Raw genomic sequence first — 24,156 nt, forward strand, 5'->3', positions numbered from 1 at the left:
CGCCGCCCGGCAGTGGCATCCGGTACGTTCGCGCGGTGACGTTGACCAAGACGCAGGGTCTCGTGTCGATGCCCGACGAGGCGCAGGTGCGCTGGACGGCGCTGGGGGACACGGCCAGGAAGCCGGCCGTGGTCCTGCTCCACGGCGGCCCGGGGCTGCCGGACTATCTGGGCGCCCTCGCCCCCATGGTCGCGGACCTCGCGCCTGTGTACCGGTACGACCAGCGCGGCACGGGCCGGTCCCCGTGGCACGGCCCGCACTCCCTCGCCCGGCATGTCGACGATCTCGCCGCGCTGCTCGACGCGTGGGACGTGCCCAGGGCCGTGCTCATCGGGCACTCCTACGGCACCGATCTGGCGAGCCGGTTCTGCCTGCGGCACTCCGACCGGGTCGCCGCGGCCCTGCTGATGTGCGGGCCGTTCACCGGGGACTGGCGCGCCGAGTACCGGGCGGAGCGCCGCCGCCGCATGACCGCGGCCCAGCAGGAGCGGCTCCGTGCGTTGGAGGAGCTGCCGCACCGCACGGAGGAGCAGGAGGTCGAGCTGCTCACGCTGTCCTGGTTCACCGACCACGCCGATCCCGGACGCGGATGGCACTGGGCGGCCGAAGGCGCCCGGCACCGGCGCCCCGTCAACTGGTCCATGAACGCCGAGCTCGGCAGGGACGGACGCGCGGATCCCCTCGACGACCACCTGGCCGAACTGCGTACGCGCCTGCCCGCGCGCGCGGAACTCCTCGGCGGGGCCGACGATCCCCGGCCCTTGTCGGCGCTTGACTCCCTCGCGCTCCAGCTCGATCTCCCCCTGACCCGCGTCGAAGACGCGGGGCACGAGCCCTGGCTGGAGCAGCCCGACGCCGTGCGCGCACACCTTCGGCGCTTCGTCCGAGACGCCGTGGGCGCCTGAACCGCCGGTCGGCCACGACCGGCGCCGCGGCATCGGGGCCAGTGTGATCGCCGCACAAGCCGACCAGCGAATACGCGGCTAACGGGGGAGCCGGAGCGTGAAGACTGTCGACCCCGGAGCACTGGTCACGTCGATGGTGCCGTTGTGGGCCCGGATCAGGGACCGGGCGACGGCGAGGCCGAGGCCGCTGCCGCCGCGGTCGCGGGTGCGGGCCTTGTCCACGCGGTAGAAGCGGTCGAAGACCCGCTCCTGGTCGGCCGCGGGGATGCCGGGACCGGAGTCGGCGACCCGCACGACCACGGCGTCGGGGGAGACGGACAGCGTCAGCGACACCTCGGTGCCGGGCGGGGTGTGCACGGCCGCGTTGGTGAGGAGGTTGTCCAGGACCTGCCGGACGCGGAGCGGGTCGAGACGCAGCCGCACCACCGGGTCGCTGTCCACGGGCACCGCCGGGTCGCTGCCCACGAGCGCCGCCGGGGCACCTTCGCCCCGCCCCGCCGACTCACTCACCTCGCGTACCGCCAGGTCACCGCCGCCCCGCCCCGCCGAGTCACCCTCCACACGCCCCGCCGGATCCCCGTCCACCCGCACCGTCAGCGGATGCCCGGGACGGCCCGCCCGGAACGCGTCCGCCGCCTCGTTCACGAGCCGCACCGGGTCCGAGTCCTCCAGGCGCAGCGGCGTCTCCACGTCGGCGGCGTCCAGGCGGGCGAGCAGGAGCAGGTCGTCGAGGAGGAGGCCCATCCTGGCCGCCTCGGCGCGCAGCCGTGCCAGGTGCTTGTCCCGCTCGGCGGGCTCGTTGGCGGCCGCGTACTGGAACAGGTCCGCGTAGCCGCGTACCGACATCAGGGGCGTGCGCAGCTCGTGCGACGCGTCCGCCACGAACCGGCGCAGCCGCTGCTCCGCCTCGGTGCGGACGGCGAGCGAGTCGTCGATGTGCTCCAGCATCGTGTTGAAGGCGGTGCGCAGCTCGCCGACCTCCGGGCCGCCCGCGTCGGAGTCGACGCGGACCGGAAGGCGGGCCGAGTCGGTGAAGTCGTGCGAGGTGATGCCGCGGGCCGTGTGCGCCATGTCGCTCAGCGGCTTGAGTCCACGGCGCAGCAGGGCACGGCCCAGGACCACCAGGCCGACCAGGGCGAGCGCGAACGCGACGATCTGGACCATGAGCAGCCGGTCCATGGTCTTCTCGATGTCCTCCAGGGGCGCCGCGGTGACGAGGACGACGCCGGGACTGACCTCACAGGCCCGCAGCCGGTAGTCGCCCTGCCCCTTGATGTGCGCGGTGCGGAACACCTCCTTCGCCCCCGAGTCGCGCTGGACCTCGGCGACGGCGGAGAGCTTCCCGGCGTCCGACGGCACCTCACTGGGCCTGCGCAGCACGGCCTCGTCGTCCGTGACGTCGTACACGGCCGTGTACCAGCGGTAGAACGGCTGCCGCTCCACCGTGCCGTGCCGCTCGGCGTCCTTGGCCTGGGTGCCCTGGACCAGCGCCATCTGGCTGTTGAGCTGGTGCTCCAGATAGTCCCGCATGTACGTCGACAGGGCGGTGCCGACGACGGCGAACACGGCGAGCGACAGCACGCCGAGGCCGAGGGCGAGCCGGGTGCCCAGGCGCATCCTGCGGTACGTCCGCGCGAACCGGCGGATCACTCGGCGACCTGTCGCACCACGTACCCCACGCCCCGCACGGTGTGGATGAGCGCCGCGCCGCCGTCGTCCGGGTCGTCGAGCTTGCGGCGCAGCCGGCTGACGACCAGCTCCACGACGTTGGAGCGGCCCCCGAATCCGTACTCCCAGACGTGGTCGAGGATCTGCGCCTTGGTGAGGACGGTCGGTGACTTGCGCATCAGATAGCGAAGGACCTCGTACTCGGTGGGTGTGAGCGTGCGGAGCCGCTCGCCGCGCCGCACCTCGCGGGTGTCCTCGTCCATCGTCAGGTCCGACACCTGGAGCACCGAGCGCTTGAAGCCGGGACCGGCGCTGCGGCGGAGCACGGTCCGCAGGCGGGCCATCAGCTCCTCCACCGCGAACGGCTTGACCAGGTAGTCGTCGCCGCCCCTGGTCAGGCCCGCGACCCGGTCGGAGACCCCGTCCCGCGCGGTGAGGAACACCACCGGCACCATCGTCCCGGACGCCCGCAGCCGGTCGAGCACGGCGAAGCCGTCCAGGCCGGGCAGCATCAGGTCGAGCACCACGATGTCCGGCTGGAACTCCGCCGCCCGGCGCAGGGCCTCCTCGCCGGTGTGCGCGGTGACTGCGTCCCAGCCCTCGTAGCGGGCGACCGTCGCCACCAGGTCGGCGATCGGCGGGTCGTCGTCCACGACGAGAAGGCGCACTTTTTCCACCCGCCCATAGTGCGCCACGCGCCCGCGGCCACCCCAGCCGCCCACCGCCCCGCGCCCACATCGATAGGCACTTGAAAGTTCAGCGACAGGAAAACGACAGCTCCCGGCGGGCAGTCTCGTAGCTCCCAGGCGCCGATCTAGGAGTTGCCGCCCGTGACGACCCTCCACCGTGTTGAGCCACCCCGGACGGCGGTCCGCCCGAAAGCGGTGGCCCGCGCCGGTCTGTACGCCCTGCTCGCGGCGAACGTCGCCGTCGTGACCGTGTTCTTCGTCCAGGCCGGGTTCGCCTCCAACGCCCTCATCGTGACGGGCCGCCTCGCCGGGCTCTACGCCGCGCTCCTGATGGCCTTCCAGCTGCTGCTCGTCGCCCGGCTGCCGTTCTTCGACCGCCGCATCGGCATGGACCGGCTGACGTCCTGGCACCGCTGGGTCGGCTTCGGCCTGCTGTGGCTCCTGGTCGCGCACGGCGTGTTCATCGTCTTCGGCTACGCCCAGGCCTCGTCGATGGGCCCGGTCGACCAGCTCGTCGACCTCGCGGAGACCGTCGAGGGCGTGTTGCGCGCCATCGTCGCCATGGCCCTGATCATGGTGGTCGGCGCGGTCTCGGCCCGCTACGCCCGGCGCCGACTGGCGTACGAGACCTGGCACTTCATCCACCTCTACACCTACCTCGCGGTGGTCCTCGCCTTCACCCACCAGGTCGCGGCGGGCTCGACCTTCACGGCCTCGGCGACCGCGACGGCGTACTGGTACGCGCTGTGGGGCACGGCTCTCGGCGCGGTGCTCGTGGGGCGTGTCGTCCTGCCCGTGAGGCGCAATCTGCGCCACCGGCTGCGGGTGACGGCGGTCGTGCCCGAGTCGGACCACGTCGTCTCGATCTACGTCTCGGGCCGCGACCTGGACCGGCTGCCCGCCCGCGCCGGGCAGTTCTTCCTCTGGCGGTTCTTGACCAGGGACCGCTGGTGGCAGGCCAATCCGTTCTCCCTGTCGGCGGCCCCCGACGGCACCCACCTGAGGCTCACCGCGAAGACCGCGGGCGACGGCACCGCGGCCCTGCGCCACCTCAAGGTCGGCACCAGGGTGTTCGCCGAGGGCCCCTACGGCGCCTTCACCACGATGCACCGCACCCGCCCCGACACCCTGCTCATCGCGGGCGGCGTCGGCATCACCCCCATGCGCGCCCTCCTCGAAGAGCTGCACGGCCACGTCGTGCTCATCTACCGGGTGGCCACCGACCAGGACGCGGTCCTCTACGCCGAGCTGACCGAGCTGGCCCACGCCAAGGGCGCCGAACTGCACCTGGTCACCGGCCCCGCCGTCCCCGACAAGCTGGCCCCGCGCGACATCGCCACCCTCGTGCCCGACGTGGCCGACCGGGACGTCTACGTCTGCGGACCGCCCGGCATGACCACCGCCGTCCTGCGCACCCTGGGCGACCTGGGTGTCCCCAGGGCCCAGATACACGCCGAGCGCTTCAGCCTGGCCGGATGACGAGGGGAACACGATGAAGCGAGCACTGCCCGTCCTGGCCCTGACCGCCGCCGCGGTGATCCCGCTGTGGCGCTACGAACCGTCCCTCGGCTCGACGTCCACCGAGGCCGCCCCTGCCCCCACGCCCTCCTCCCCACCGGCGTCGTCCTCCGACGGCACCGTCACGAGGACCGTCCAGGGCTCGACCGTCACCACGGAGAAGGGCCCCGTCCAGGTCGAGGTGACCTTCGAGGGTGACCGGATCAGCTCCGTACGCATGCTCAAGCAGCCCCACCACCCGCAGACCACGGCCGCCGTGCCGAAACTGGTCGAGGAGACGCTGTCCGAGCAGAGCGCCGACGTCGACACGGTGTCCGGCGCGACCGTCACCAGCGACGGCTACAAGGAGTCGCTGCAGGCCGCGATCGACGCGAAGGGCGGCGCCTGACGTGCTGCGCGTCGAACACGTCATGGGCTTCCCCGTCTCGGTGCGCGTGGACGAGGGGGCGGCCGAGCCGGAGGCCGCCGCGGACGCGGTGTTCGCGTGGCTGCGCCAGGCCGATGCGCGGTTCAGCCCGTTCAAGCCCGACAGCGAGGTGTCCCGCCTGGACCGGGGCGAGGTCCCGGCCGACGAGATCAGCCCGGACCTCCTGGAGATCCTCACGCTGTGCGAGGACTACCGGGTCGCGACCCGCGGCGCCTTCGACGTCCGTCTTCCCGGGCGCGGCCTCGACCCCTGCGCGGTGGTGAAGGGCTGGTCGGTGCAGAAGGCGGCGGACCTCCTCGCGGCCGCCGGGGCCACCCGGTTCTGCGTGAACGCCGGGGGAGACGTCGTCGTGTCCGGCGGGCCCTGGCGGGTCGGCGTACGCCACCCCGAGCACGCCGACCGGCTGTGCACGGTCCTGGACCTCACCGAGGGCGCGGTCGCCACGTCCGCACGGTACGAGCGCGGCGACCACATCCTCGACGGCCGCACCGGCCGCCCGGTCCGTGGCCTGCTCAGCCTGACCGTCGCGGCCGCGTCGCTGACCGAGGCGGACGCCACCGCGACGGCGGCGTTCGCGATGGGCACCGAGGGCATCGAATGGGCCGCCTCGCGGGAGGGCTGCGAGGTGTTCGCGGTGGACGAGGGGCAGCGGGTGCTGCGGACGGCGGGGTTCCCCGTCGCCGCGTGAGGGCCGGGGCGGGGCCGTCGAGTTCGAGGCCGACGGGGGCGAGTGTCGGTGCGGGTCAGTCCGGCAGCAGGTGTGCCACGAGGGTGCGGGTCCACTCGGGGGTGAGCGGATCGTTCGTGAAGACGCCCCGGTAGTAGAGGGGGGCGAGCACGGCGTCCGTGGTGCGCTCCAGGGTGGGGGGCTGGCCGCCCCGGGCCCGCTCCCGTTCCAGGATGGCTTCGAGCTGCTGCTGGCGTTCCCCGCGGCACGCGGCGGCGCCCTGCTCCCCGCCGATGCCGATGGTGGCGCGCACCAGGGCGAGGGTGTCCGGGTCGCAGAGGTCCTTGGCGAGGTCGGACGCGTAGCGCTCCAGGTCGCCGCGGAGGCTCCCGGTGTCCGGCACCACGATGTCGCCGGAGAAACGGCTGGTCGCGACGTCGGCGAGCAGCTCGCCGACGGTGCCCCAGCGGCGGTAGACCGTGGTGGCGTGCACGCCCGCGCGGGTGGCGAGGACCGGGATCGTCAGCGGCTCGCCGGGGTCGTCGGCGACCAGTTCCCTGACGGCCAGGTGGACGGCCGCGCGGACTCGGGCGGAGCGGCCTCCGGGTCGGCTTCCGGCTCCCGGGGCGGGCGATGCGGTGGTGGACACCCGGCCAGTATCGCACTGATCACTGCGCTAGTAGTGCAGCGATCACTGCGTTTGTGTTAGCGTCACACCACTAACGCACAGATCATTGCGAGATTCATTGTGTCTGTTGACTCTGCCGTATCCGCTGACTCTGCTGTCTCCGCCCTACGTTCCGACAAGGACACCCACCGTCTGCCGCGCGTGGCCGCCTTCCCCGGCGTGGCCGCCGTCTTCGTCGTCTTCCTGGCCGCCTCCAGCGTGCCGTCCCCGCTCTACTCGATCTACCAGCAGCAATGGCACTTCTCCGCATGGGTGCTCACCGTCGTCTTCGCCCTGTACGTGGTCGGCCTGCTGGGCTCCCTGCTCACCGTCGGGGCGCTGTCGGACCACCTCGGCCGACGGCCCGTGCTGGCCGCGGCGGTCGCGCTGGAGGCGGTCGCGCTCGTCCTCTTCCTCACCGCCGGGAACGTGACCGTCCTGGCTGCCGCCCGGGTGCTGCAGGGCATCGCCACGGGTGCGGCGACGACCACCCTGAGCGCCACCCTCGTCGACCTCGAACCGCCGCACGCCCGTGGTCGGGCGGGCGTGGTGACCTCCGTGGCGCCCCTGACCGGGCTCGCTCTCGGCGCTCTCGGCTCCGGCTTCCTGGTGGCGTTCGGGCCCGCCCCGACGCGCCTCGTGTACGCCCTGCTCCTGGGCGCCATGGTGCTCGCGGCGGCGCTCACCGCCGTCCTGCCGGAGACCTCCCCGCGGCGGCCGGGAGCCGTCGCCTCCCTGCGTCCACGGGCCGCGCTGCCCGCGCATCTGCGCGCCGACATCGTCCCGGTGGTGCCCGCGATGGTCGCAGGATGGGCGCTGGCCGGTCTGTTCCTCTCCCTCGGCCCGTCCGTCGCGGCCCAGTTGCTGGGGCTGCACAGCCGCCTGGTCGGTGGCGTCGTCGTGACGCTGCTCGCGGGCACGGGGGCGCTCGCGGTCGCCGTGCTGCGCTCACGGTCCGCGTCCGCGTTGCTCGCCCCCTCGTCGGCGCTGCTCGGGATCGGCGTCCTCGCCGCGCTCGCCGGCATCGTGGCGGACCTCGTCTGGCTCTGCGCCGCGGGCACGGTCGTCGCGGGTGTCGGCCTCGGCGCCTCGGTCCTCGCCACGTTCGGCACCTTCGCCCGCCTCGCCAGACCGCATGAGCGCAGCGCACTCTTCGCTTCTGCGAACATCATCTGCTACCTCGGCAACAGTGTGCCCGCCGTGCTCGGTGGCATCGCCGTCACCGCCCTGGGCCTGCGGACCGCGACCGAGATATACGCGCTGACGATCGTCGTGATCGTCTCGGTCGCCTTCCTGCTGCGCATGAACCAACTGCGTACCCAGCGCCGTGCGGTCGTGACCCCGGGGGAGTGAGACGCCGATCCACGACAGCCGCGGCATCCCCTGCTCCACGTACGCCAAGACCCCGGCGACCGCCCGATACGGAACCACCTCGTACGTAAGCGAAAGAAGGACAGATACCGTGCCGACCCCGAACAGCAGAATCAGCAAGCACCTGGTCGCCCCGCGATCCGGCCACACGACGATCCACTACACGGCCGAAGGACCGGCCGAAGGACCGGCCCTGGTCCTCGTCCACGGCTGGGCGTGCGACCGCGGCGACTTCGACGCCGTGACCCGGCACCTGCCCGACGACCACCGCGTCCTTGCGGTCGACCTCGCCGAGCACGGCGCGTCACGGTCGACGCGCGAGGTGTGGACCATACGGGAGTTCGCCCGGGACGTGGCGGCGGTCCTGGAGGCCGAGTCGGTGACCGAGGCCGTCGTGGCCGGGCACTCCCTCGGCGCGGCGGTCGCCGTCGAGGTCGGCCGGCTGCTGCCCGGCACTGTCTCGCACGTGGTCGCGCTCGACGGACTGCACTACCTGTCCCTGTTCCCGGCGCAGAACGACGAACAGGCCGACGCCTTTGTGGGGCTGTTCCGCGACGACTTCGCGGGGGCGGTGCGCGGCCTCGTCGAAGGGGGTTCGCCGGCCGGGACCGATCAGGCGCTCATGGACGCCTACTTCGAGAAGATGGTCGCGGTGCGGCAGCCCGCGGGCCTGCGCGCCATCGAGGGCCTGGTGCACTGGGACATGGACGCGGCGCTGCGCGAGACGAAGCAGCCGATCACCGTGTTCGCCGTGCGCGACCTGGTGACGCAGGAAGCGATCGACCGCTACGGCGACCGCTTCGACATCGTGCCCGTCGACCTCGGCACCCATCACTTCCCTGTGGAGGCCCCCGAAGCCACGGCGAAGCTGTTGGCCGGCTTGCGGAGCCGATGAGAGGTCGGTGTGGGCCGGGGGGCCACCTCCGCCCACACCGGAAACGCGTCAGTTGAGCACGCGCAGTACCGCCCGGACCACTCCTGTCACTCCGCGCGCGATCCACCCGAGCAGTCCCGTTTCCACGGCCAGTTCACCGGCCGTGGAAACGGATTCACCGGTCGACCCCGCACGGCACCTGGAGCAGGAACGGGGCCAACGGCGCTTTCGCCCACCGCACGTCTTGCATATCGCCATGATCCCATTCTGCCCTGCCGCCACCCCCTCCCGTGGATCGTCTCCCACCGGAGGAACCCGGACAGCCGCCCGTCCGCACCCGGCGCTTCGTCTAGATGTACCCCTCGCGCAGCGCATACGCCACGGCGTGCGACCTGTTGCGCAGGTGGAGCCGGGTCGTGAGGCCGTGCATGACGTTCTTGACGGTGCGTTCGGAGTACGACAGCTTCGTCGCGATCTCGGAGGTGTCGAGGCCCTCGGCCACCAGGCGCACGACGTCCACCTCGCGGGGCGTGAGGCCCAGCGTGGTGCCCGGCTGGTCGGTGCCGCCGCGGTGGAGGCGCCCGACCTGGCCGATGAGGCGGCCGAGGAGGTCCGGCGGCAGGTCGCCGCCGCCCTTGGCGGTGGTCAGGACGGCCTGCACCAGGCGGTGCGTGGTGGCCTCACGGCGCCAGACGATGGCTCCCACACCGCACTCGATGACATCGAGGAGCTCGTTCTCGCGGACCGTGCCGACGACGAGCACGGCACGCGTGCCCTCGCTGCGCACGGTCCGCCGCAGCCGGGCGAGCGCGGCCTCGTCGAGGACGTCCTCGATGAGCAACGCGACGGAGGCGTGCCCGGAGTCCTCGCACAGCTCGACCTCGGGATGGCGCCGCAGCTGGCTGAGGACCCCCTCGCGGCTGATCGGGTCGGGCGCGGTGACGCTGACCTTGACCCGGGTCGCCTTGGGCGCGGCGGGAGCCGAGGCCGCGGAGACAGCAGAGGGCGCGGAAGGTATGGAGGGCACGAGGGAGACGGGTGATGCGGGGGACACGGAGGAAACGGAGGGCACGGCGGACGGGTGCGACGCGGACAAGGGACTTCCTCACTTCTGCGGCTGAGGCTTCGGTGGTGCGCCGGGCGCCGCCGACACGGGGGATCGGCGGCGCCCGGTGTTCAGAGGGTCAGGAGCAGGGCTTGTAGAAGTGCTTCCAGCCGTTGGTGGGCATGGACGGCGGCTCGGCCGGGGTCCCGGTCTCGCCGTACTTCGTCTGCTGCTCGTAGACGTAACCGCCGGGGCCGCTGCTCCGCTTGGACAGCCGCACGTGCCGGTCCCAGGACCCGTCACCGGAGTTGTTGAGGATCGCGATGTCCGGGTACGCGTCGTCGTTGTAGTTGGCGACGCGCAGCTGCTTGGCCTCGCCGTGGTCGCCGATGTCGGAGTGCCGGGCCTGCGCGGAGCCGAGGTTCGTGCGCTTGAGCGGGCCGGGGCGGTACTCGGCGAGGCGCGCCGTCGCGGGGTCGTCGATGCCGGACGGCTTGACGATGTTGACGACGATGTCGAGCTTGCCGTCCTTCTGGAAGTCGGCGACAGCGGCGGTCGCGACCTCGCCGGGCTTCGCGCCGAGCAGCTTGCCGACGGACTTCTTCGCGCCGAACGAGCCGCTCGCCGTGCCCCACTGGACCGTCATCTTGGTGCCGGTGTGACCGGGGTTGGAGATCTTGTCCGGGCGACCGTCACCGTCGAGGTCGCCGACCAGCGTCGTGGTGCCCGCCAGGCACGCGGCGGCCGCGGCGGCCTTGCCGGACTGTCCCGCACCGCCCGAGGACGACGACCCGGCCGCGCTGGCCTGGAGTGCGCCGGCGGTCAGGGTCAGGGCGACGGCCGCGACCGGCGCGGCGATCAAACGTGAGCGCATGCGTTGCATCTACGAACTCCCATGTCGTTACTGCTGAGCCGTGCTCGCACATCGGGCCTGCCGCGGCGCCGCTCGCGGGAACGATCCCGGCGGGGCGCCCGGAGCTCTCGGACGAGCACGGAACGAGCTTGTCGGGTGATCCGCCCCAACGGCCAGGAAAATGGGGCAGTTCGGGACACTGGAACGAGAAAAGAGGCTTTGACCTGCGGGAACGCTAGGTGCCTGGAACGCGAGGGTGGGACGCGTGGTGTGCTCGGGGGAGGGCGGAACGGGCTGCCGGGGGGCGTCGGGGACGACGCGACCCCGGCAGCGCCGCGTCTAGTTCCGTACGTAGGGCGACTTCGCCGCGGCCTCGGAATTGGGCTCGGGATCGGACTCGGAATCGGAATCGGACTCGGTCCGGGCCTCGGACCCGACGCCGGTCCCGGCCGACGGCGCCGGCACGGACGTGGTCTCCGGGCCCGCCTCACTGAGGCCGTACCGCCCGTGGAACGTCCGCAGGAAGCCGGGCGCGTACCAGGCGGAGCGGCCGAGCAGCCGCATCGCGGCGGGCACGAGCACACCGCGCACGGCGACGGCGTCGATGAGGATGGCGAGGCCGCTGCCCAGGCCGAACATCTGCATGAAGCTCAGCTTGGCCGTGCCGAAGGCGAGGAAGCTCACCGCCAGCAGGCAGGCCGCCGCGCTCACGATGCGACCCGTGTGCCCGAGGCCGTCGGTCACCGCGGTCTCGTTGTCCGCGCCCTGGTCGTGGAGCTCCTTGATCCTGCTGGTGACGAACACCTCGTAGTCCATCGAGAGGCCGAAGGCGATGCAGAACATCAGGACCGTCATCGCCAGCTCCATCGGCTGCGCGGTGAAGCCGAGCAGACCGGAGAGGTTGCCGTCCTGGAAGATCCAGGTCATCACGCCGAGGGTCGCCCCCAGGCTGATCATGTTGAGGACAAGGGCCCGCAGCGGCTGCACGACGCTGCCGGTGAACAGGAACAGCAGGACGAACGTGGTGAGCACGACCAGGCCGATGGCGACCGGGAGCAGACCCCCGATGGAGTCCTTGGAGTCGACGAGTTCGGCGTCGACGCCGCCCACCAGGGGGTCGGAACCGGCGGGCGGGGCGAGCGTCCGGACGTCCTTGACGAGACTCTGGGCCGCGTCCGACTTCGGTTCCAGGTCGCTCACCACGGTGATCCGCTGCGCGTCGGCGCGGCTGAGGGAGCCGTTGCCGGGGCTGTCCGCCTTGGCCTGTCCGTCGGCGTACGTTGCCGTGCCGGTCTCGACGCGGGCGACACCGTCGAGACCGGAAAGATCGGTCGCGTACGTCGCCAGCGCGCCCTTGGCCACGGGCCGGTCGATGACGATGTGCAGGGCCGCGTCGTCGTTGCCGTCGAAGTTCTCCCGCAGGGTCGCCGAGACCTGGCGGCTCTGCGCGTCCTCGGGCAGCACCCGCTCGTCCGGAGTTCCGAAGGTGATGCCGAGCAGCGGGCTGGCCGCCACCAGCAGGACCGCGAGGACGGGCAGCGCGGTGAGCGCGGGACGGCGCATGACGGTCCTGGCCAGCCTGCCCCACAGCGGCGCCCGGCCGTCGGCGCGGCGCGCCTTCGGCCACGGCAGCTTCCCGCTGTTGACCCGGTGCCCGAGGACGGCGAGCAGCGCGGGCATCACGAACAGGGTGCCGAGGGCCGCGACGGCGACGACACCGACTCCGGCGTAGCCGAACGAGCGCAGGAAGTACTGCGGGAACACCAGGAGCGCGGCGAGCGCGGCCGCGACGGTCGCGGCGGAGAACGCGACGGTGCGGCCCGCCGTGTGCACCGTCCTGCGGACGGCGTCGTCCACGCTCGCGCCCGTCGCGAGCTGCTCCCGGAAGCGGCTGATCATCAACAGGGCGTAGTCGATGGCAAGTCCGAGGCCCAGGGCCGTGGTGAGGTTCGTCGCGGTGTTGGAGACGTCGGTGATGCCCCCGAGGATGCTGAGCTGGGCGAAGGAGCCCGCGATGGCGAAGATGGCGATGGCGAGCGGCAGCAGGGCGGCGACCACGCTGCCGAAGACGAACAGCAGCAGCACGAGGGTCAGCGGGATGGCGATGGCCTCGGCGAGCAGGAGGTCGTCGACCACCTGGCTCGCCATGTCGTTGCTGACCGCGGCTCCGCCTCCGGCGCGCACGCTGAGCCCGCCGTCGTGAGCACCGGTGTAGTCGTCGATGACGCTCTTGGAGTTCTTCTCGAACTCACTGGCGTCGCCCTTCACATGGGCGAGCACCATGGCTTCGCGGCCGTCCTCGGACCGGAGCGTGGGGCTCTTGGTGTCCCAGTACGAGACCACGTTCTCCAGATGCTGATCCTTCTTGAGGTCGGCCACCAACGCCCGTCCGTCGTCCCGGGCGGCCGGGGTGTCGACCCGGCCCTTGTCGGCGCGGACCAGCAGGATCAGGTTCGTCTCGCCGCCGAACTTCTCCTCTATGACCTTCTCGGCCCGGGTGGACTCGGAGGCGGGGTCGTCGAACCCGCCGCCCTTCAGCTTGGTGAACGCGCCGCTGCCGACGGCACCCATGAGGGCCACAGCCACGACGGCGACGATGAGGATCAGCCGTGAGCGGCGAATCGCCAGTTCGGCCAGGCGGTCAAACACGCGAGGTCTCCTTCGCATAAGTGCGGTAACGCCGACAAGAGTCGACAAAAGCCAACCAAAGAGCCCGGAACGGGCACGGGTGATGAGGGGAGTGGGGCGGGGCGCCGCGCGCGGGCTCCCCGTCGGTGGCGGCGAGCGGCCTGATGTCGAACCCCTCGCGCCGCAAACGACGTTAGCGAGGACACAGAAAATTTGGCAGTGTTAGATTTTCCTCACACCTCGCACGTATGTGCTGCCCTGCGAGTGCCCGCCGTCGTACGGTCACCACATGTCCGCAGACACCCCCGCGGTGACCCCGCCCACGCTGCGCCAACGGCGTCGGGCCGCCGCCACCCAGGAGATCCTCGAGGCCGCCGAGGGCCACATCGCCGAGCACGGCCCCCACGCCATGTCCCTGCGTGCGATAGCCCGCGACCTCGGCATGACCGTGCAGGCGCTCTACCACTACTTCCCGAACCGGGACGCCCTCGTCACGGCCCTCATCGCCAAGGCGTACGACGAGGTGGCCGCGGCTGTGCAGGAGGCCGTCGACGCCGCCGGGGACGACGCGGACGTGCCGCGCCTCGTGGTGGCGGCCGAGGGGTACCGTCGCTGGGCCATCGCCCACCCGGAGAGGTTCCAACTCCTCTACGGGGCGCCCCTGCGCGACTACGCGGCGCCCGCCGAGGGCCCCACCACGCAGGCGGTGCGCCGCATGAGCGCGATCTTCCAGGCCGCGATGTTCGACGGCTTCACCTGGGAGCAGCTCGCCGCGGCCGACACCCCCGCGCTCTCGCCCTCGCTCCAGGCGTTCCTGGGGCACCTGCCTCCGGACGGCATGGGCGACCTGCCGCCCCCGGCGACGTCCCTCCTCCTGAGCGGCTGGGGGCACTTGACGGGCCTGGTCGTCCTGGAGGTCTTCGGACACACGGGGTTCCTGGGCGAGCACCAGGAGGAGATATTCCGGCTGTCGATGCGGAACATGCTCGCTGATGTGCACCGCCGCATACCGGCGGCGGAGTCGTGCGCGGAAACAGAGGCATGACGCCAAACAGAGGCATAGCGCCAACTCGTATTTCCGCGGGCGAAAGTTCCCTTGACGGACCCTAGAAGGGTGCGTGCGGGGGAGTCCGCCTGTGAGCCCGCATCGAGTGGGACTGGGTCGGCCTGAGGCCCGGGAGTCGCCGCGAGGGTGCGCCTGATTCACCTGCATAAAGAGGGATATGCGCTGTCCCGTCGACGGGACAAGTCCCGCAGAACGGACGTGCCCGCTCCTGAGGGGGTACGCGAGCCGGGGTGCCGTGAAGGGGCAGGCGGCGAGCGCCGCGCGGAATCGTCGGCAGGCGCGTGGGTCACCCGTCGGCGCTTCGGTGTCGACTCATGTGCGATGGTCTGCCCTTCCCATCTCACACGAGTCGACTCCCCCGATGCCGGGGACTTTAGGCAGCCCCGATCGTGGGTGTCAACTGGCATAGGATGCAAGGCAGTTCAGGATCCACATGAGTCAGGATCCACGTGAGTCGGGATCCCCATGAGCGGGACCCACAGGAGCAGAGGCCGTTCCAGGCCCGACGGGATGGAGGCGTGGCCGTGACCGGTGCACCCGATGCGGCAGGCACGTTGGCGGCCAAGCTCGACCACCTCTTCGCCTCGGTCGTACCGGCGGGCCGGGCCCCCTACAGCTCGGAGGAGGTCGCGCGTGCCATCACGGCCGAGGGCGTCCCGATCTCCGGGAGCTACATCTGGCTGCTGCGCAGAGGCCAACGCGACAACCCGACCCTGCGTCATATCGAGGGACTGGCACGCTTCTTCGGCGTTCCGCCCGCCTACTTCTTCGACGACGACGTGTCCCGGAAGGTCGAGGCCGACCTCAAGCTCCTCAACGCCCTGCGGGACGCCCAGGTGCAGCAGGTTGCTCTGCGTACCGTGGGGCTGTCCCCGCAGACGCTCAGCTCGATCAACGAGGTGATCGAGCGGGTGCGGGAACTCGAAGGACTCCCGCGCGACCCGGACCCGGAGCAGCCACCGGCACCGCAGGAGCCGCCACGGGACACCACGGCGCCGCAGGACACCTCGGAGTCCTGACAGCGGCGCCACCGCGGACTTCCATCGAATCGGGGGAAAGCAACGTTGAGCTCACGAGCGCTGAACCGCCGATGCCGCGCTCTCGTCCGCGGCCTCGCCCTCACCGGCCCGCTGACGATCCAGGATCTCTGTGACCGCGTGTCCCACCGCACCGGCCGCCCGATCCGCCTCGCACCGGTCGCCCTGCCACCGGGCGGGCCCTACGGCCTGTGGGTCGCGGCAGCAGGCACCGACTACGTCTTCTACGAGCAGGAGACCAGCGCGCTGCACCAGGAGCACATCATCGCCCACGAACTGGGCCATGTGCTGTGCGACCACCAGCCCAGCGGCGAGGCCTGCCACGAGGCCTCCCGCGCGGTCCTGCCCACCCTGGATCCCGGGATGGTGCGGCGCGTGCTCCAGCGCTCGCACTGCGGCAGCGTGGAGGAACAGGAGGCCGAGGTGATCGCCTCCCTCATCCTCCAGGAAGTCCACCGCGGGACCCGGGAACCCACCTGGACGGTGCCCTCCGGCGCCGCCGACGTCATCGAGCGCCTCGACCGCTCGCTGCGGCACGCCCCCGACGAGCCGCGGTGAACGCGTACGCGCTCCACTCGGCGGGCGCCACCGCCGCCTGGCTCGCGTTCGGCTACAAGCTCACCGCACTGCGCAAGGCCCCCCGCGACTACGCACTGGTCGCCCTGTGCGGCACGCTGCTGTTCTCGGCCATCGCCTACACCGTCGCCCACCCCCGGGTGTACGTCCCCGTCGACCGGCTCCTCGGCTTCCCCAACGCCGCGGCCCTGGTCGCGATGAGCTGCGTCGTGCTCGGCCTGGCCGGCCAGCAGTTCGTCCTCATCTTCTGGGCCCACCCGCACGGCGCCGCCCGCCACAGGGCCCGGCCCCGCGTGCTCTCCGCCGTGTTCGTCCTGCTCGCGCTCTTCACGCTCTTCCCGCTGGCCGAGCCGTCCGAGCGGCGCCCGGAGGACTTCGCGCTGCACTACGTGGACAACCCGCCCCTGGCCGTCTTCCTCTCGGTCTACTCCCTGTACTTCGTCTGGGGCGAGGTCGCCGTCGCGCGGCTGAGTCACGGCTACGCCAAGATCTCCCACCGCCTGTGGCTGCGGCGCGGCCTGTACCTCGTCGCCCTCGGCTCCTGGCTGACCCTCTCCGTCAGCCTGAGCCGCGCCGTCGGCATCGCCCTGGCGGCCCTGTCGCTGGACCCGGACGCGATGGAGCCCGCCCTGCACGTGCTCGGGAACCTCGGAGCGCTGATCGTGTACGTCGGCTGGACCCTGCCCGGCTGGGGTCCCGTCCTCGGCGCCCCCGGCCGACACCTGCGCGCCCGGCGCCAGTACCGACGGCTACGCCCCTTGCGCAACGCGCTGCACGAGCTCGCCCCCACCATCGAACTGCCCGCCTGCGCCGACGGGTTCTGGCGCCGGCTGCGCCCCTCTTGGCTGGAGTTCCAGGTCTACCGCCAAGTCATCGAGATCCGCGACTGCCAGCTGGCGCTGCGCCCGTACGCCGACCCAGGCGCCGTCCGCGTCGCCGGAGAGCTGGGCCGCGCGGCCGGACTCGGCGCCCGCCAGGTCCTGGCGGTGCAGGAGGCGACCCGGCTCGCCTCCATGGTCCGATCCTGCCGCCGGCACACAGTTCCCGATCACCAGGGCGCGCCGCCCACCGCCACGGGCCCCGAGGGCTCCGGGCTCGCCGACGAGATCGACTGGCTGGTCACGGTGGCGGAGGCCATGGAGCGCAGCCCTCAGGTCGCCGCAGCCCTGGCCCGGGGCGACGTCACGCGGTGACGTCGAGCGGCGGGCGCTCGAGCACGCGAGGCTTGTACTCGACCAGCTGGATCCGTCCGTCGAACGTGCGGTGCTCGGTCATGTCGAGGGCGACGTCCGGATAGCCGTCGTAGATGCGTTCCTCACCGGTGGCACCGGTGATCACCGGGAACATGACGACCCGGAAGCGGTCGACGAGTCCGGCCCTCAGCAGGGACCGGGACAGGGCGAGGCTGCCGATCGTGCTGAGGAGCCCCGAGCCGTTCGCCTTCATGGCGCGGACGGCCTCGACGGCGTCGTCGCGGACGAGCGTGGAGTTGGCCCACGTCAGGGGCTCCTCGAGGGAGGAGGAGAACACGACCTTGGGCGCCTGTGTGAGCTCGTCGACGGACGCCTCTTCCTCGGGCCTGAACTCGTCCTGTCCGTCCGGGACCTCGCCTGCGGCGAAGCCCGACATCAGGCGGTAGGTGTTCGCTCCCATCAGATAGGTGACCTCGGGCTGCTCACCGAGCCACGCGAGGTACTCCGGACCCTCGAGGCCCCAGAACCCGGGCCATCCCTTTCCCGACGCGTGGCCGTCGAGGGAGGTGATGAAGTCGACGAGAAGCTCCGACATGGCGATGTCCTTTCCTGGGTGTCACGAGCTTGGACGGTCCGGGAGCCACAAACTCATCGGCCGCGCCGTACCGCGGCGCCGACTCGATAGTGTGACCGGCGCCAGCTCTTGCGCCCCCGCGGCACCCCGATGCGTACGCTACGAGCGTTTGGCCGTCCTGCGAGGAGAGCTGCGGATGACTGAGAACCCGTCTGTGCCCGCGCCGCGCCGGGACATGGCGATGCACAACGACTGGTGGGCCACGGGCTGGGAACACGTCCTGCCCCGCCAGGGCTTCCCGCTGACGATGCTGATCTCGACCGCGAGCCAGCCCGGCTTCACCGGCTCTCTGGACGACGTCCTGCAAGAGGTCCTCGACGGCCACTGGGACATGATCGGCGGCGACCTCGACGGCGCGCTCACGTTCTCGTGGCCCGATACGGAGTGGGACTACGAGGAGGCGCCGGAGGGACGCGAAGCCTTCGAGGCGAACCACTGGCAGAACTTCGGCGCCATGCTCAGGTCGGCCGGCTTCCCGGTGCCCACGACCGTGCGGGACCTGTCCGAGCTCTACCTGACGTGGGGCATCGCAAGCCGCGAGGAGACGCCGGACGGCCTCCGGTGGTCGATGCCCGCCGTCCTGCCACTGCCAAGTGACCTGCTGCCCCTGGACGCCGAACTCACCGAGCGACTCGACCGGATGCGGTGGTCGGCACGCACCGGGCCACTCGTCGACCAACTCATCAGCCACCTTGCCGACGACCTGGGCGAACCGGAGGAGATCCTCACCTCCCTGGACCGCCTGGCAGCCGCGACCGGCAAGGACGCCGACGACGTCCGCCTCGCCCTGACGGAACTCGTGGAGTCCGGCGACGCCCGGGTGCGGCGCGGAGAGGAACCGGCCGACACGGAGCGGCTGGAGGCACACCGGCGATTCCGCCTCCTCATGGACTGGGACCACCTCTACCGGACCCGGACGGAGCTGAGCATCGACGAGACGTGACCCGGAGCGACCCGCAGAGGGCCGGGACCGAGGACACACGCCTGATCATGCTCCGGGGCAACAGCGCCTCGGGGAAGTCGTCCGTCGCGTCCGGCCTGCGCGAGCAGTTCGGACGCAACCTCGCGATCGTCTGCCTTCCCGTCGTTCGGCCCGTGTTCGATCCCTCCTGACGTATGGCAGGGCGAGGCGTGCACCGCCAGGCTGTGCGGAGGCCTGGCGAGACGGTGTCGGGGGTTTGCATGGCGTGGTGCTTGAGGGGCCTCTTCTCCGTGCTCCTGGTCGGGCTCCTCTCCGGCTCCGTGGTGGCGGAGGCGTACGCCGTGGTGTCGTCGTCGGCATCCGACGGCTCCTGCGACGCTCGCGGGCTGCGCACGGCGACCGTCGAGGCACATCTGCGCATCGACCACGAGGACCGCACCTACGCCAAGGCCTCCGCCACCATGACGCTCACGGTCCCCATGTCCTGGAGACCGGCCGCGCACCTGCTGCTCAGCACCGGATCCGACAGGTACCGGCGGGCCATGCGCTGCCTGGCCAGGGGAGACCACGACGGCGTGGAGACCCGCTGGGAGGAGTGGCGGGTCAAGGACCCCGCGGTGAAGCCCGCGACCGCCCCCTCCGGTGAGGAGTCGTCCCACAAGCGGTGGTTGGAGGTCCGCCTGTCTGCCCACGCCTGGGTCGCCCAGCGCGGCACCGTCGCGGTCGGGCCCTGGACCTTGGAGGTGAGCAGGACCCGCTGGGACGTCCGGCTGACCCCGCCCGACACCTTGGGGCAGGCCCGGTGGCACGAAGTCACCGTGGACCCCGGCCGCCCCGGCGCCCGCTCGGCCGAGCCCCGTGCCACCACGAAGGAGGACGGCGGGGCGCTGGTGTGGCGGCCCGCCCGTGCCCAGGGAGCCCCCTCGGTCGAGGTCGGGATCGAGCCCGCCTGGCCCCGCGCCTTTGCGGCCCTGGACGACTCACCGCCATACGCGGTGTACAGCGCCGTGGGCGGCTCGCTCTGGCTGATCGCCGCCGTCGTGGCGGTGTGGTGCGCGCTGATCGTGCTGCCCCGGCACGGCGTGCCGGACCCCGTCGAGGCCAAGGCCGTCACCAACCTGCGGAACTGGAGCCTGACCCTCCTCGGCGTCGCGCTCACCGTCCAGGGCCGCGACGTGTACCTCGCTGCGACCGGTGCCTTCGAGAACACACCGGACTGGGCGCGCGGCGCGGCGTACGCCCCGTACGCCTGGCTGACCTCCGCCGTGGCCGGAGCGCTGCTGCTGTGTTTCGCCCGGCCGACCCGCGCCGTGGCGCTGCTCGGTGCGGTCCTCGGAGTGGGCGCCGCCGTGCCCGTCCTGCTGCCCGGCGTGACCGGGCTCGACCCGGAACGGTTCGTGCAGCCGCCCGGCCCCGGGTACGCGACCGTGGGCGTCGTGTGGGGCGCCACCGTCTGCTCGTTCGCCCTGCCGCTGCTCGGCGGCGCGCTCGCGGTGCGTCGTGTGGCCGTGGACGGCGGTCTGTGGCGGCCGCGACGCCAACGCCCCCGTACCTGGCTGCTGATGGCCGGGGTCGGCGCGGTCGTCACCCTCATCGGCGGCAGCTACGCGGCGGCCGTCGAGCGGGACTGGAACCGCGCCAGTTGGCTCTCCCCACGCCTGGACCCGACGCGCCTGGTCATCGACGACTCCGGAGCCGTCCAGCGGGAATGGGGCTACGGCGCCTGGCACCAGGCCGAGCTGCGCAGCAGCCTGCTGTGGTTCACCGAAACCTCCCAGTGGTGGTGGTTCGGGATGTGGTGGGTGCTCACCGGCCTGGCCGTCCTGGCCGTGCTGCGCAGCCGTGCCGTGCGGACCGCGCGGGCCACCACCCTGGCGCGGCGCGGCCCCAAGGCCGTGGACCGGTTGCTGCTCCTGCTGCTGTTCCCCGTCATGGCCGCGATGGACATCGGCGTGTATACGGGCAGTGAAGCGGTCGTAGGGTCGTGGTTCTTCCTCAACTTCTTCGCGCTCGCGGGCATCCTGCGCCTGACGGGGCGCCGAGCGGTCCCCGCCCGGCCGTCGAGCGGGTCAGGGGAGCCGCTCGCCGCGACCCTGTCCGCCACCCACCGCGCCCGGCTCCTTGGCCGGGCCCGCCGCTACCGGGAACTGCACGCCGGGCTGCGAGGCGCGGCCGGACAGACCGACGAGGACACGGCGGCCCGCCGCGACATGGAGACCCGTCTGCGCCGACTTCACCGCTGGCGCGCCTCGACCGGCTGCCCCGCGACGTCTCCGTGGTCGATGCCGTCCTCGCGCTGGGGCCCTGCGACACCTGGTGGGAGAACGGGGTGCGGGCGGCCCGCTTCACCCAGCCGGTCGCCCTGGTGTTCAGCGCCGTCTTGGTCTGGGACGAGCAACTCCGCGGCGACGCCCTGACCAACACCCTGTACGACCGGATCGGGCTGCCGGACGTGGCCACCCAGTTCGTGCTGTGGCAGATCGGGTACGCGGCGGCCGGATTCCTCCTGGGCGCGCTGTGGCAGGAACTGCCCGGTCGGCGCGGCCCGGCCAAAGCACTCGCGCTCGCCGTCGCCTACGCCCTGCCGATCGGTGTCTTCGCCCTCGGCAACTGGAGCCTGGGGGAGGAACAGACGACCCTCGCCTTCGCCGCGGCGTCCATGCTGCTCATCCTGACCCTGACCGGCGTCCGCATGGACGTGGAGACGTTCCGCGGCGAGCTTCTGCCCGGGCGCGGCAGCCTGAGCCTGCTGCCGGTGGTGTACCGGACGCGCTACCTGTCCATGCAGTTCGCCTGGGTCCTCGCGCAGGCCGCGGCCATCGCGACGATCGTGCAGTTCTTCGCGGACAACGGCGGTCCGCCCTGGATGTTCCCCGGTGTGAGCCCTTGAGCCCCGCTTCCGCCCGCAGGTGACCTGCGCGCCGGGCGTCGCGGCGCAGGAGTGGACTCAAGGACAGGCTCCTATGCTGGGCGCCCACAGGCGGTGGTGCTCGCGTCGACGGCCGGTGCCGGGCGGGCGTGAGTGCCGGATGGGGGAGTGGCCGATGCCAGAGCCGAGCATGCCGACGAGCGCGGCGTACGAGGGAGTTCCGGTCGGACGGCGTGCGGTGGTGCGCGGGGCGGCGCTCCTCGTACCCGCCCTGGCAGGGGTCATCGCGTGCGGCCCGAAGAAGTCGGGGCACCGCTCGGACAGCGAACTGCGTGACCGGATCCACGAGTTGGTCACCGCCGAGCTGCCGAAGGGGCCGGGCGTCACCGTCCTCGCCGCGAACGAGTCCGGCGTCGTGTACAGCGAGAGCGCCGGGTTCGCCGACCGCGCGGGCGGCATCCGGTGCGGTCGCGACACGGTGTACGACATCGCCTCCAACACCAAGCAGTTCACCGCGGCCGCCGTCCTGCACCTGGAGACGGCAGGCCGCCTCCACGTACGCGACCACCTCGGTGACCTGCTCCCGGGCCTGCCCCCGCACCTCCGCCCCCTGACGGTGCATCAACTTCTGTCGCACACCTCGGGCCTGCCCGAGTTCCTGCCCGACCGCTACGGCGACGACTACACCCCCCTGACCCGCGCCGAGATGCTCCGGGCCCTGTCCCGCACCGAGCTCCGCTTCCGCCCGGGCCGCGCCTTCCGCTACTCCAACCTGGGATACAGCCTGCTCGCCGCGATCGTCGAGGAACGGTCGGAGCTGCCGTACGAGCAGTTCCTCGCCGACCGCCTCTTCCGCCACGCGGGCCTGGAGAAGACCGGCTACGTCCGGCCGAGATGGCCCCGGCGGAGCATCGCCGTCGAGTACGACGAGCAGGGCAAGCCCGCGGGCCGCCCGAACGAACAGCCCTGGGCGTCCGACGGACCGCACTGGAACCTGCGGGGCAACGGCGGCATGCTCTCCACGGCGACGGACCTGTTCCACTGGCACGTCGCCCTGAACGGCCACGAGGTCGTGTCCGCCGACGCGCGCCGCAAGATGTTCACGCCGCACGCCTCCGCGACCGAGGACGCCGACGACGGACCCGCGTACGGCTACGGCTGGGCCCTGGACCCCGGCACCGGTGAACGGCGCGTCGCCTGGCACACCGGGCAGAGCCAGGTCGGCGGCTCCTACTCGGAGATCGTGCGCTCGGTCGACGGGCGTGCCCTGGTGGTGATGGCCACCAACTACAGCACCAAGAAAGGGACATGGGCGATCGCCGACCTCGAACTGGCCCGCGGGATCGTCGACCTCGTCCTGGAGGACTGACGGCGGGTCGCGGGATCGTGAAGTCGGCTACGGAGTGCGGGGACGGGGGCGGCCGGGTCAAGATCCACAGGGTTACAGGTCTGTCCCAGAGGGCGGCATTTTCGAACTGGTGCCCAATGGCGGTCGGAACCGGGGCCCCGGTCCCTCGGCGGCGTGCCCCGAGGTGCACGGGTCGCCGCGCGGAGGCTCCGTTTCCCTTGCTGGAGGGCGGAAGGGCAGGGTCCGGCGCCGGTGCCCGAAGGGGCAGGGGCGGACCGAGAGCGCCCCGAGGTGGTGCGCCTCGTACCTCGCGGTGCGTGTAACAGGGATGTATTAGCGGGCGGTTGGGATGAACGCGGCTTCGAGCCGGGCGGCTCATGCAGGTCAGCAACGCCCGCTCGCTCCGGCTCGTACGCCCCGGAGCGAGCGGCCGACATCCCGACCGAGACTGAGGAAGAAACGATGCGTGTTCACAAGCTCACCTTCGCCGCCCTGGCCGTTGCCGCGACTCTCTCGCTCTCGGCCTGCAACGACGGTGACGACTCGGCAGGGGACTCCCCGTCGCTCGAGTCCACCGCGTCGTCCTCGTCCGGTGGTTCGGGCTCGGACGGTTCGGACCAGGAGGGCGGGAAGGACTCCGGCGGAAAGGACTCCGCGGGGCAGAGCTCCGGCGGGCAGGGCGCGGCCACCGGCGGCGGTTCCGACACCGGCGCCAAGGCCGACAAGTGTCGTACCGACGAACTGGACATCACCGCGACGGACAGCACCGTCGACGGCGACACCGAGGGCACGGTCGCGGTGACGTTCAAGAACGGTTCCGGCAAGGACTGTGCCCTGACCGGATTCGCTGGCGTCGACCTGAAGACCAGCGAGGGGGACCTGTCCGCCACGCGCAGCGGCCAGTCGAGCCCGATGACGCTCAAGGACGGCGATGAGGTGTCCTTCGGCGTCACCTACCCGGTCAACGACTCGGGCGGCTCCGGCGTCAGCGTCTCGGCCATCGTGGTGACCCCTCCCGGCGAGACGAAGTCGTTCTCCATGGAGTGGCCGGGCGCCGCCACCCTGCCCGTCACCGAGGGCGGCGGTACCCCCGTCAAGGTCGGCCCGATGGGCAGCGCCGGGCAGGGCGGGGCGAACTGACTCTCCGGCAGGGCCCGCGCGGGAACGACGACGGGGGGCGCGGGGAACTGGGTGTATCG

The 24,156-nt window shown here is 71.9% G+C and carries 20 protein-coding genes and 2 pseudogenes; 15 read left to right on the forward strand and 7 right to left on the reverse strand.

The window, feature by feature from the left end; genetic code table 11:
- The first annotated feature begins 35 nt into the window (after positions 1-35).
- Entirely contained in the window at positions 36-905 is an 870-nt protein-coding gene (locus OO63_RS43140; RefSeq protein ID WP_234311004.1) for an alpha/beta fold hydrolase, read from the forward strand.
- 78 nt (positions 906-983) lie between these two features.
- Here OO63_RS43140 and OO63_RS41260 read toward each other — a convergent pair whose 3' ends face one another.
- Together OO63_RS41260 and OO63_RS04420 are read right to left on the reverse strand one after the other, a co-directional pair.
- Entirely contained in the window at positions 984-2,555 is a 1,572-nt protein-coding gene (locus OO63_RS41260) for a sensor histidine kinase (RefSeq protein ID WP_037631121.1), read from the reverse strand.
- A complete protein-coding gene (locus OO63_RS04420) occupies positions 2,552-3,250 on the reverse strand; it encodes a response regulator transcription factor (RefSeq protein WP_030356586.1) in 699 nt (232 codons plus the stop codon). Before OO63_RS04420 ends, OO63_RS41260 begins: the two co-directional genes overlap by 4 nt.
- Positions 3,251-3,403: 153 nt before the next feature.
- On the opposite strand from OO63_RS04420, the gene OO63_RS04425 reads away from it, so the two are divergent.
- From OO63_RS04425 to OO63_RS04435, 3 genes are read left to right on the forward strand one after another with little or no spacing between them, the layout of a single operon-like run.
- Complete coding sequence (locus OO63_RS04425; RefSeq protein WP_078618901.1) at positions 3,404-4,741, forward strand: ferredoxin reductase family protein; 1,338 nt, start codon at positions 3,404-3,406, stop codon at positions 4,739-4,741.
- 13 nt (positions 4,742-4,754) lie between these two features.
- The gene (locus tag OO63_RS04430; protein ID WP_030356588.1) at positions 4,755-5,168 is read left to right on the forward strand and encodes an FMN-binding protein; all 414 of its coding nucleotides are present in this window, start codon (positions 4,755-4,757) and stop codon (positions 5,166-5,168) included.
- A gap of 1 nt (position 5,169) precedes the next feature.
- The gene (locus OO63_RS04435; protein ID WP_030356589.1) at positions 5,170-5,895 is read left to right on the forward strand and encodes an FAD:protein FMN transferase; all 726 of its coding nucleotides are present in this window, start codon (positions 5,170-5,172) and stop codon (positions 5,893-5,895) included.
- A gap of 55 nt (positions 5,896-5,950) precedes the next feature.
- Here OO63_RS04435 and OO63_RS04440 read toward each other — a convergent pair whose 3' ends face one another.
- Positions 5,951-6,523: a TetR-like C-terminal domain-containing protein gene (locus tag OO63_RS04440; protein ID WP_030356590.1), complete on the reverse strand. Its 573-nt coding sequence runs from the start codon at positions 6,521-6,523 to the stop codon at positions 5,951-5,953.
- A gap of 180 nt (positions 6,524-6,703) precedes the next feature.
- Between OO63_RS04440 and OO63_RS04445 the strand changes: the two genes are divergently transcribed.
- Both OO63_RS04445 and OO63_RS04450 read left to right on the forward strand, forming a co-directional pair.
- Positions 6,704-7,894: an MFS transporter gene (locus OO63_RS04445; protein WP_234311006.1), complete on the forward strand. Its 1,191-nt coding sequence runs from the start codon at positions 6,704-6,706 to the stop codon at positions 7,892-7,894.
- Positions 7,895-8,003: 109 nt separating this feature from the next.
- Positions 8,004-8,807, forward strand: a complete 804-nt coding sequence (locus OO63_RS04450; RefSeq protein WP_078618903.1) for an alpha/beta fold hydrolase — start codon at positions 8,004-8,006, stop codon at positions 8,805-8,807.
- 328 nt (positions 8,808-9,135) lie between these two features.
- On the opposite strand, the gene OO63_RS04455 is transcribed toward OO63_RS04450, so the two are convergent.
- The 3 genes from OO63_RS04455 to OO63_RS04465 form a co-directional block, all read right to left on the reverse strand.
- Positions 9,136-9,804, reverse strand: a complete 669-nt coding sequence (locus OO63_RS04455; protein WP_051810556.1) for a helix-turn-helix transcriptional regulator — start codon at positions 9,802-9,804, stop codon at positions 9,136-9,138.
- Between the two features lie 166 nt (positions 9,805-9,970).
- The gene (locus tag OO63_RS04460) at positions 9,971-10,705 is read right to left on the reverse strand and encodes an FG-GAP repeat domain-containing protein (protein ID WP_234311009.1); all 735 of its coding nucleotides are present in this window, start codon (positions 10,703-10,705) and stop codon (positions 9,971-9,973) included.
- A 318-nt stretch (positions 10,706-11,023) separates the two neighbouring features.
- Positions 11,024-13,333, reverse strand: coding sequence for an MMPL family transporter (locus OO63_RS04465; RefSeq protein ID WP_078618907.1), 2,310 nt, complete (start codon positions 13,331-13,333; stop codon positions 11,024-11,026).
- Positions 13,334-13,601: 268 nt separating this feature from the next.
- Between OO63_RS04465 and OO63_RS04470 the strand changes: the two genes are divergently transcribed.
- The 4 genes from OO63_RS04470 to OO63_RS04485 all read left to right on the forward strand — a co-directional run bounded on the left by OO63_RS04470 (position 13,602) and on the right by OO63_RS04485 (position 17,184).
- A complete protein-coding gene (locus OO63_RS04470) occupies positions 13,602-14,357 on the forward strand; it encodes a TetR/AcrR family transcriptional regulator (protein WP_030356596.1) in 756 nt (251 codons plus the stop codon).
- 545 nt (positions 14,358-14,902) lie between these two features.
- Complete coding sequence (locus tag OO63_RS04475; RefSeq protein WP_051810557.1) at positions 14,903-15,397, forward strand: helix-turn-helix domain-containing protein; 495 nt, start codon at positions 14,903-14,905, stop codon at positions 15,395-15,397.
- 138 nt (positions 15,398-15,535) lie between these two features.
- Positions 15,536-15,973 carry an ImmA/IrrE family metallo-endopeptidase gene (locus OO63_RS04480; RefSeq protein WP_051810528.1) on the forward strand — a complete coding sequence of 146 codons (438 nt, stop codon included), beginning with the start codon at positions 15,536-15,538 and terminating at the stop codon, positions 15,971-15,973.
- Positions 15,970-17,184: an MAB_1171c family putative transporter gene (locus OO63_RS04485; RefSeq protein WP_030356599.1), complete on the forward strand. Its 1,215-nt coding sequence runs from the start codon at positions 15,970-15,972 to the stop codon at positions 17,182-17,184. Before OO63_RS04480 ends, OO63_RS04485 begins: the two co-directional genes overlap by 4 nt.
- On the opposite strand, the gene OO63_RS04490 is transcribed toward OO63_RS04485, so the two are convergent.
- The gene (locus OO63_RS04490) at positions 17,174-17,779 is read right to left on the reverse strand and encodes a dihydrofolate reductase family protein (RefSeq protein WP_030356600.1); all 606 of its coding nucleotides are present in this window, start codon (positions 17,777-17,779) and stop codon (positions 17,174-17,176) included. The two genes, OO63_RS04485 and OO63_RS04490, sit on opposite strands and share 11 nt — an antisense overlap.
- Before the next feature lie 175 nt (positions 17,780-17,954).
- Here OO63_RS04490 and OO63_RS04495 point away from each other — a divergent pair, with 175 nt between their 5' ends.
- The 5 genes and pseudogenes from OO63_RS04495 (at position 17,955) to OO63_RS04515 (ending at position 24,097) form a co-directional block, all read left to right on the forward strand.
- Positions 17,955-18,761: a DUF6042 family protein gene (locus OO63_RS04495; RefSeq protein ID WP_030356601.1), complete on the forward strand. Its 807-nt coding sequence runs from the start codon at positions 17,955-17,957 to the stop codon at positions 18,759-18,761.
- Positions 18,758-18,892 (forward strand): annotated as a pseudogene (locus OO63_RS46580) (kinase); the annotation flags it as partial. The gene OO63_RS04495 and the pseudogene OO63_RS46580, both read left to right, overlap by 4 nt.
- 108 nt (positions 18,893-19,000) lie before the next feature.
- A pseudogene (locus tag OO63_RS04500) lies at positions 19,001-21,630 on the forward strand (DUF6185 family protein).
- 154 nt (positions 21,631-21,784) lie between these two features.
- Complete coding sequence (locus OO63_RS04510) at positions 21,785-22,978, forward strand: serine hydrolase domain-containing protein (RefSeq protein ID WP_157853941.1); 1,194 nt, start codon at positions 21,785-21,787, stop codon at positions 22,976-22,978.
- A 441-nt stretch (positions 22,979-23,419) separates the two neighbouring features.
- Positions 23,420-24,097 (forward strand): DUF4232 domain-containing protein, encoded by a 678-nt coding sequence (locus OO63_RS04515; RefSeq protein WP_030356605.1) that lies wholly within the window; start codon positions 23,420-23,422, stop codon positions 24,095-24,097.
- Positions 24,098-24,156 lie beyond the last annotated feature (59 nt).

It is taken from the genome of Streptomyces alboflavus (assembly GCF_000716675.1).
In the GTDB taxonomy this organism is placed as follows: Bacteria; Actinomycetota; Actinomycetes; order Streptomycetales; family Streptomycetaceae; genus Streptomyces; species Streptomyces alboflavus.

Excerpts from the sequence above, each read along its gene's own strand:
- OO63_RS04460 (WP_234311009.1), bottom strand. The coding sequence starts at position 10,705 with ATGCGCTCACGTTTGATCGCCGCGCCGGTCGCGGCCGTCGCCCTGACC.
- OO63_RS04495 (WP_030356601.1), top strand. The coding sequence starts at position 17,955 with ATGACTGAGAACCCGTCTGTGCCCGCGCCGCGCCGGGACATGGCGATG.
- OO63_RS04510 (WP_157853941.1), top strand. The coding sequence starts at position 21,785 with ATGCCAGAGCCGAGCATGCCGACGAGCGCGGCGTACGAGGGAGTTCCG.
- OO63_RS04515 (WP_030356605.1), top strand. The coding sequence starts at position 23,420 with ATGCGTGTTCACAAGCTCACCTTCGCCGCCCTGGCCGTTGCCGCGACT.
- OO63_RS04470 (WP_030356596.1), top strand. The coding sequence starts at position 13,602 with ATGTCCGCAGACACCCCCGCGGTGACCCCGCCCACGCTGCGCCAACGG.
- OO63_RS04490 (WP_030356600.1), bottom strand. The coding sequence starts at position 17,779 with ATGTCGGAGCTTCTCGTCGACTTCATCACCTCCCTCGACGGCCACGCG.
- OO63_RS04430 (WP_030356588.1), top strand. The coding sequence starts at position 4,755 with ATGAAGCGAGCACTGCCCGTCCTGGCCCTGACCGCCGCCGCGGTGATC.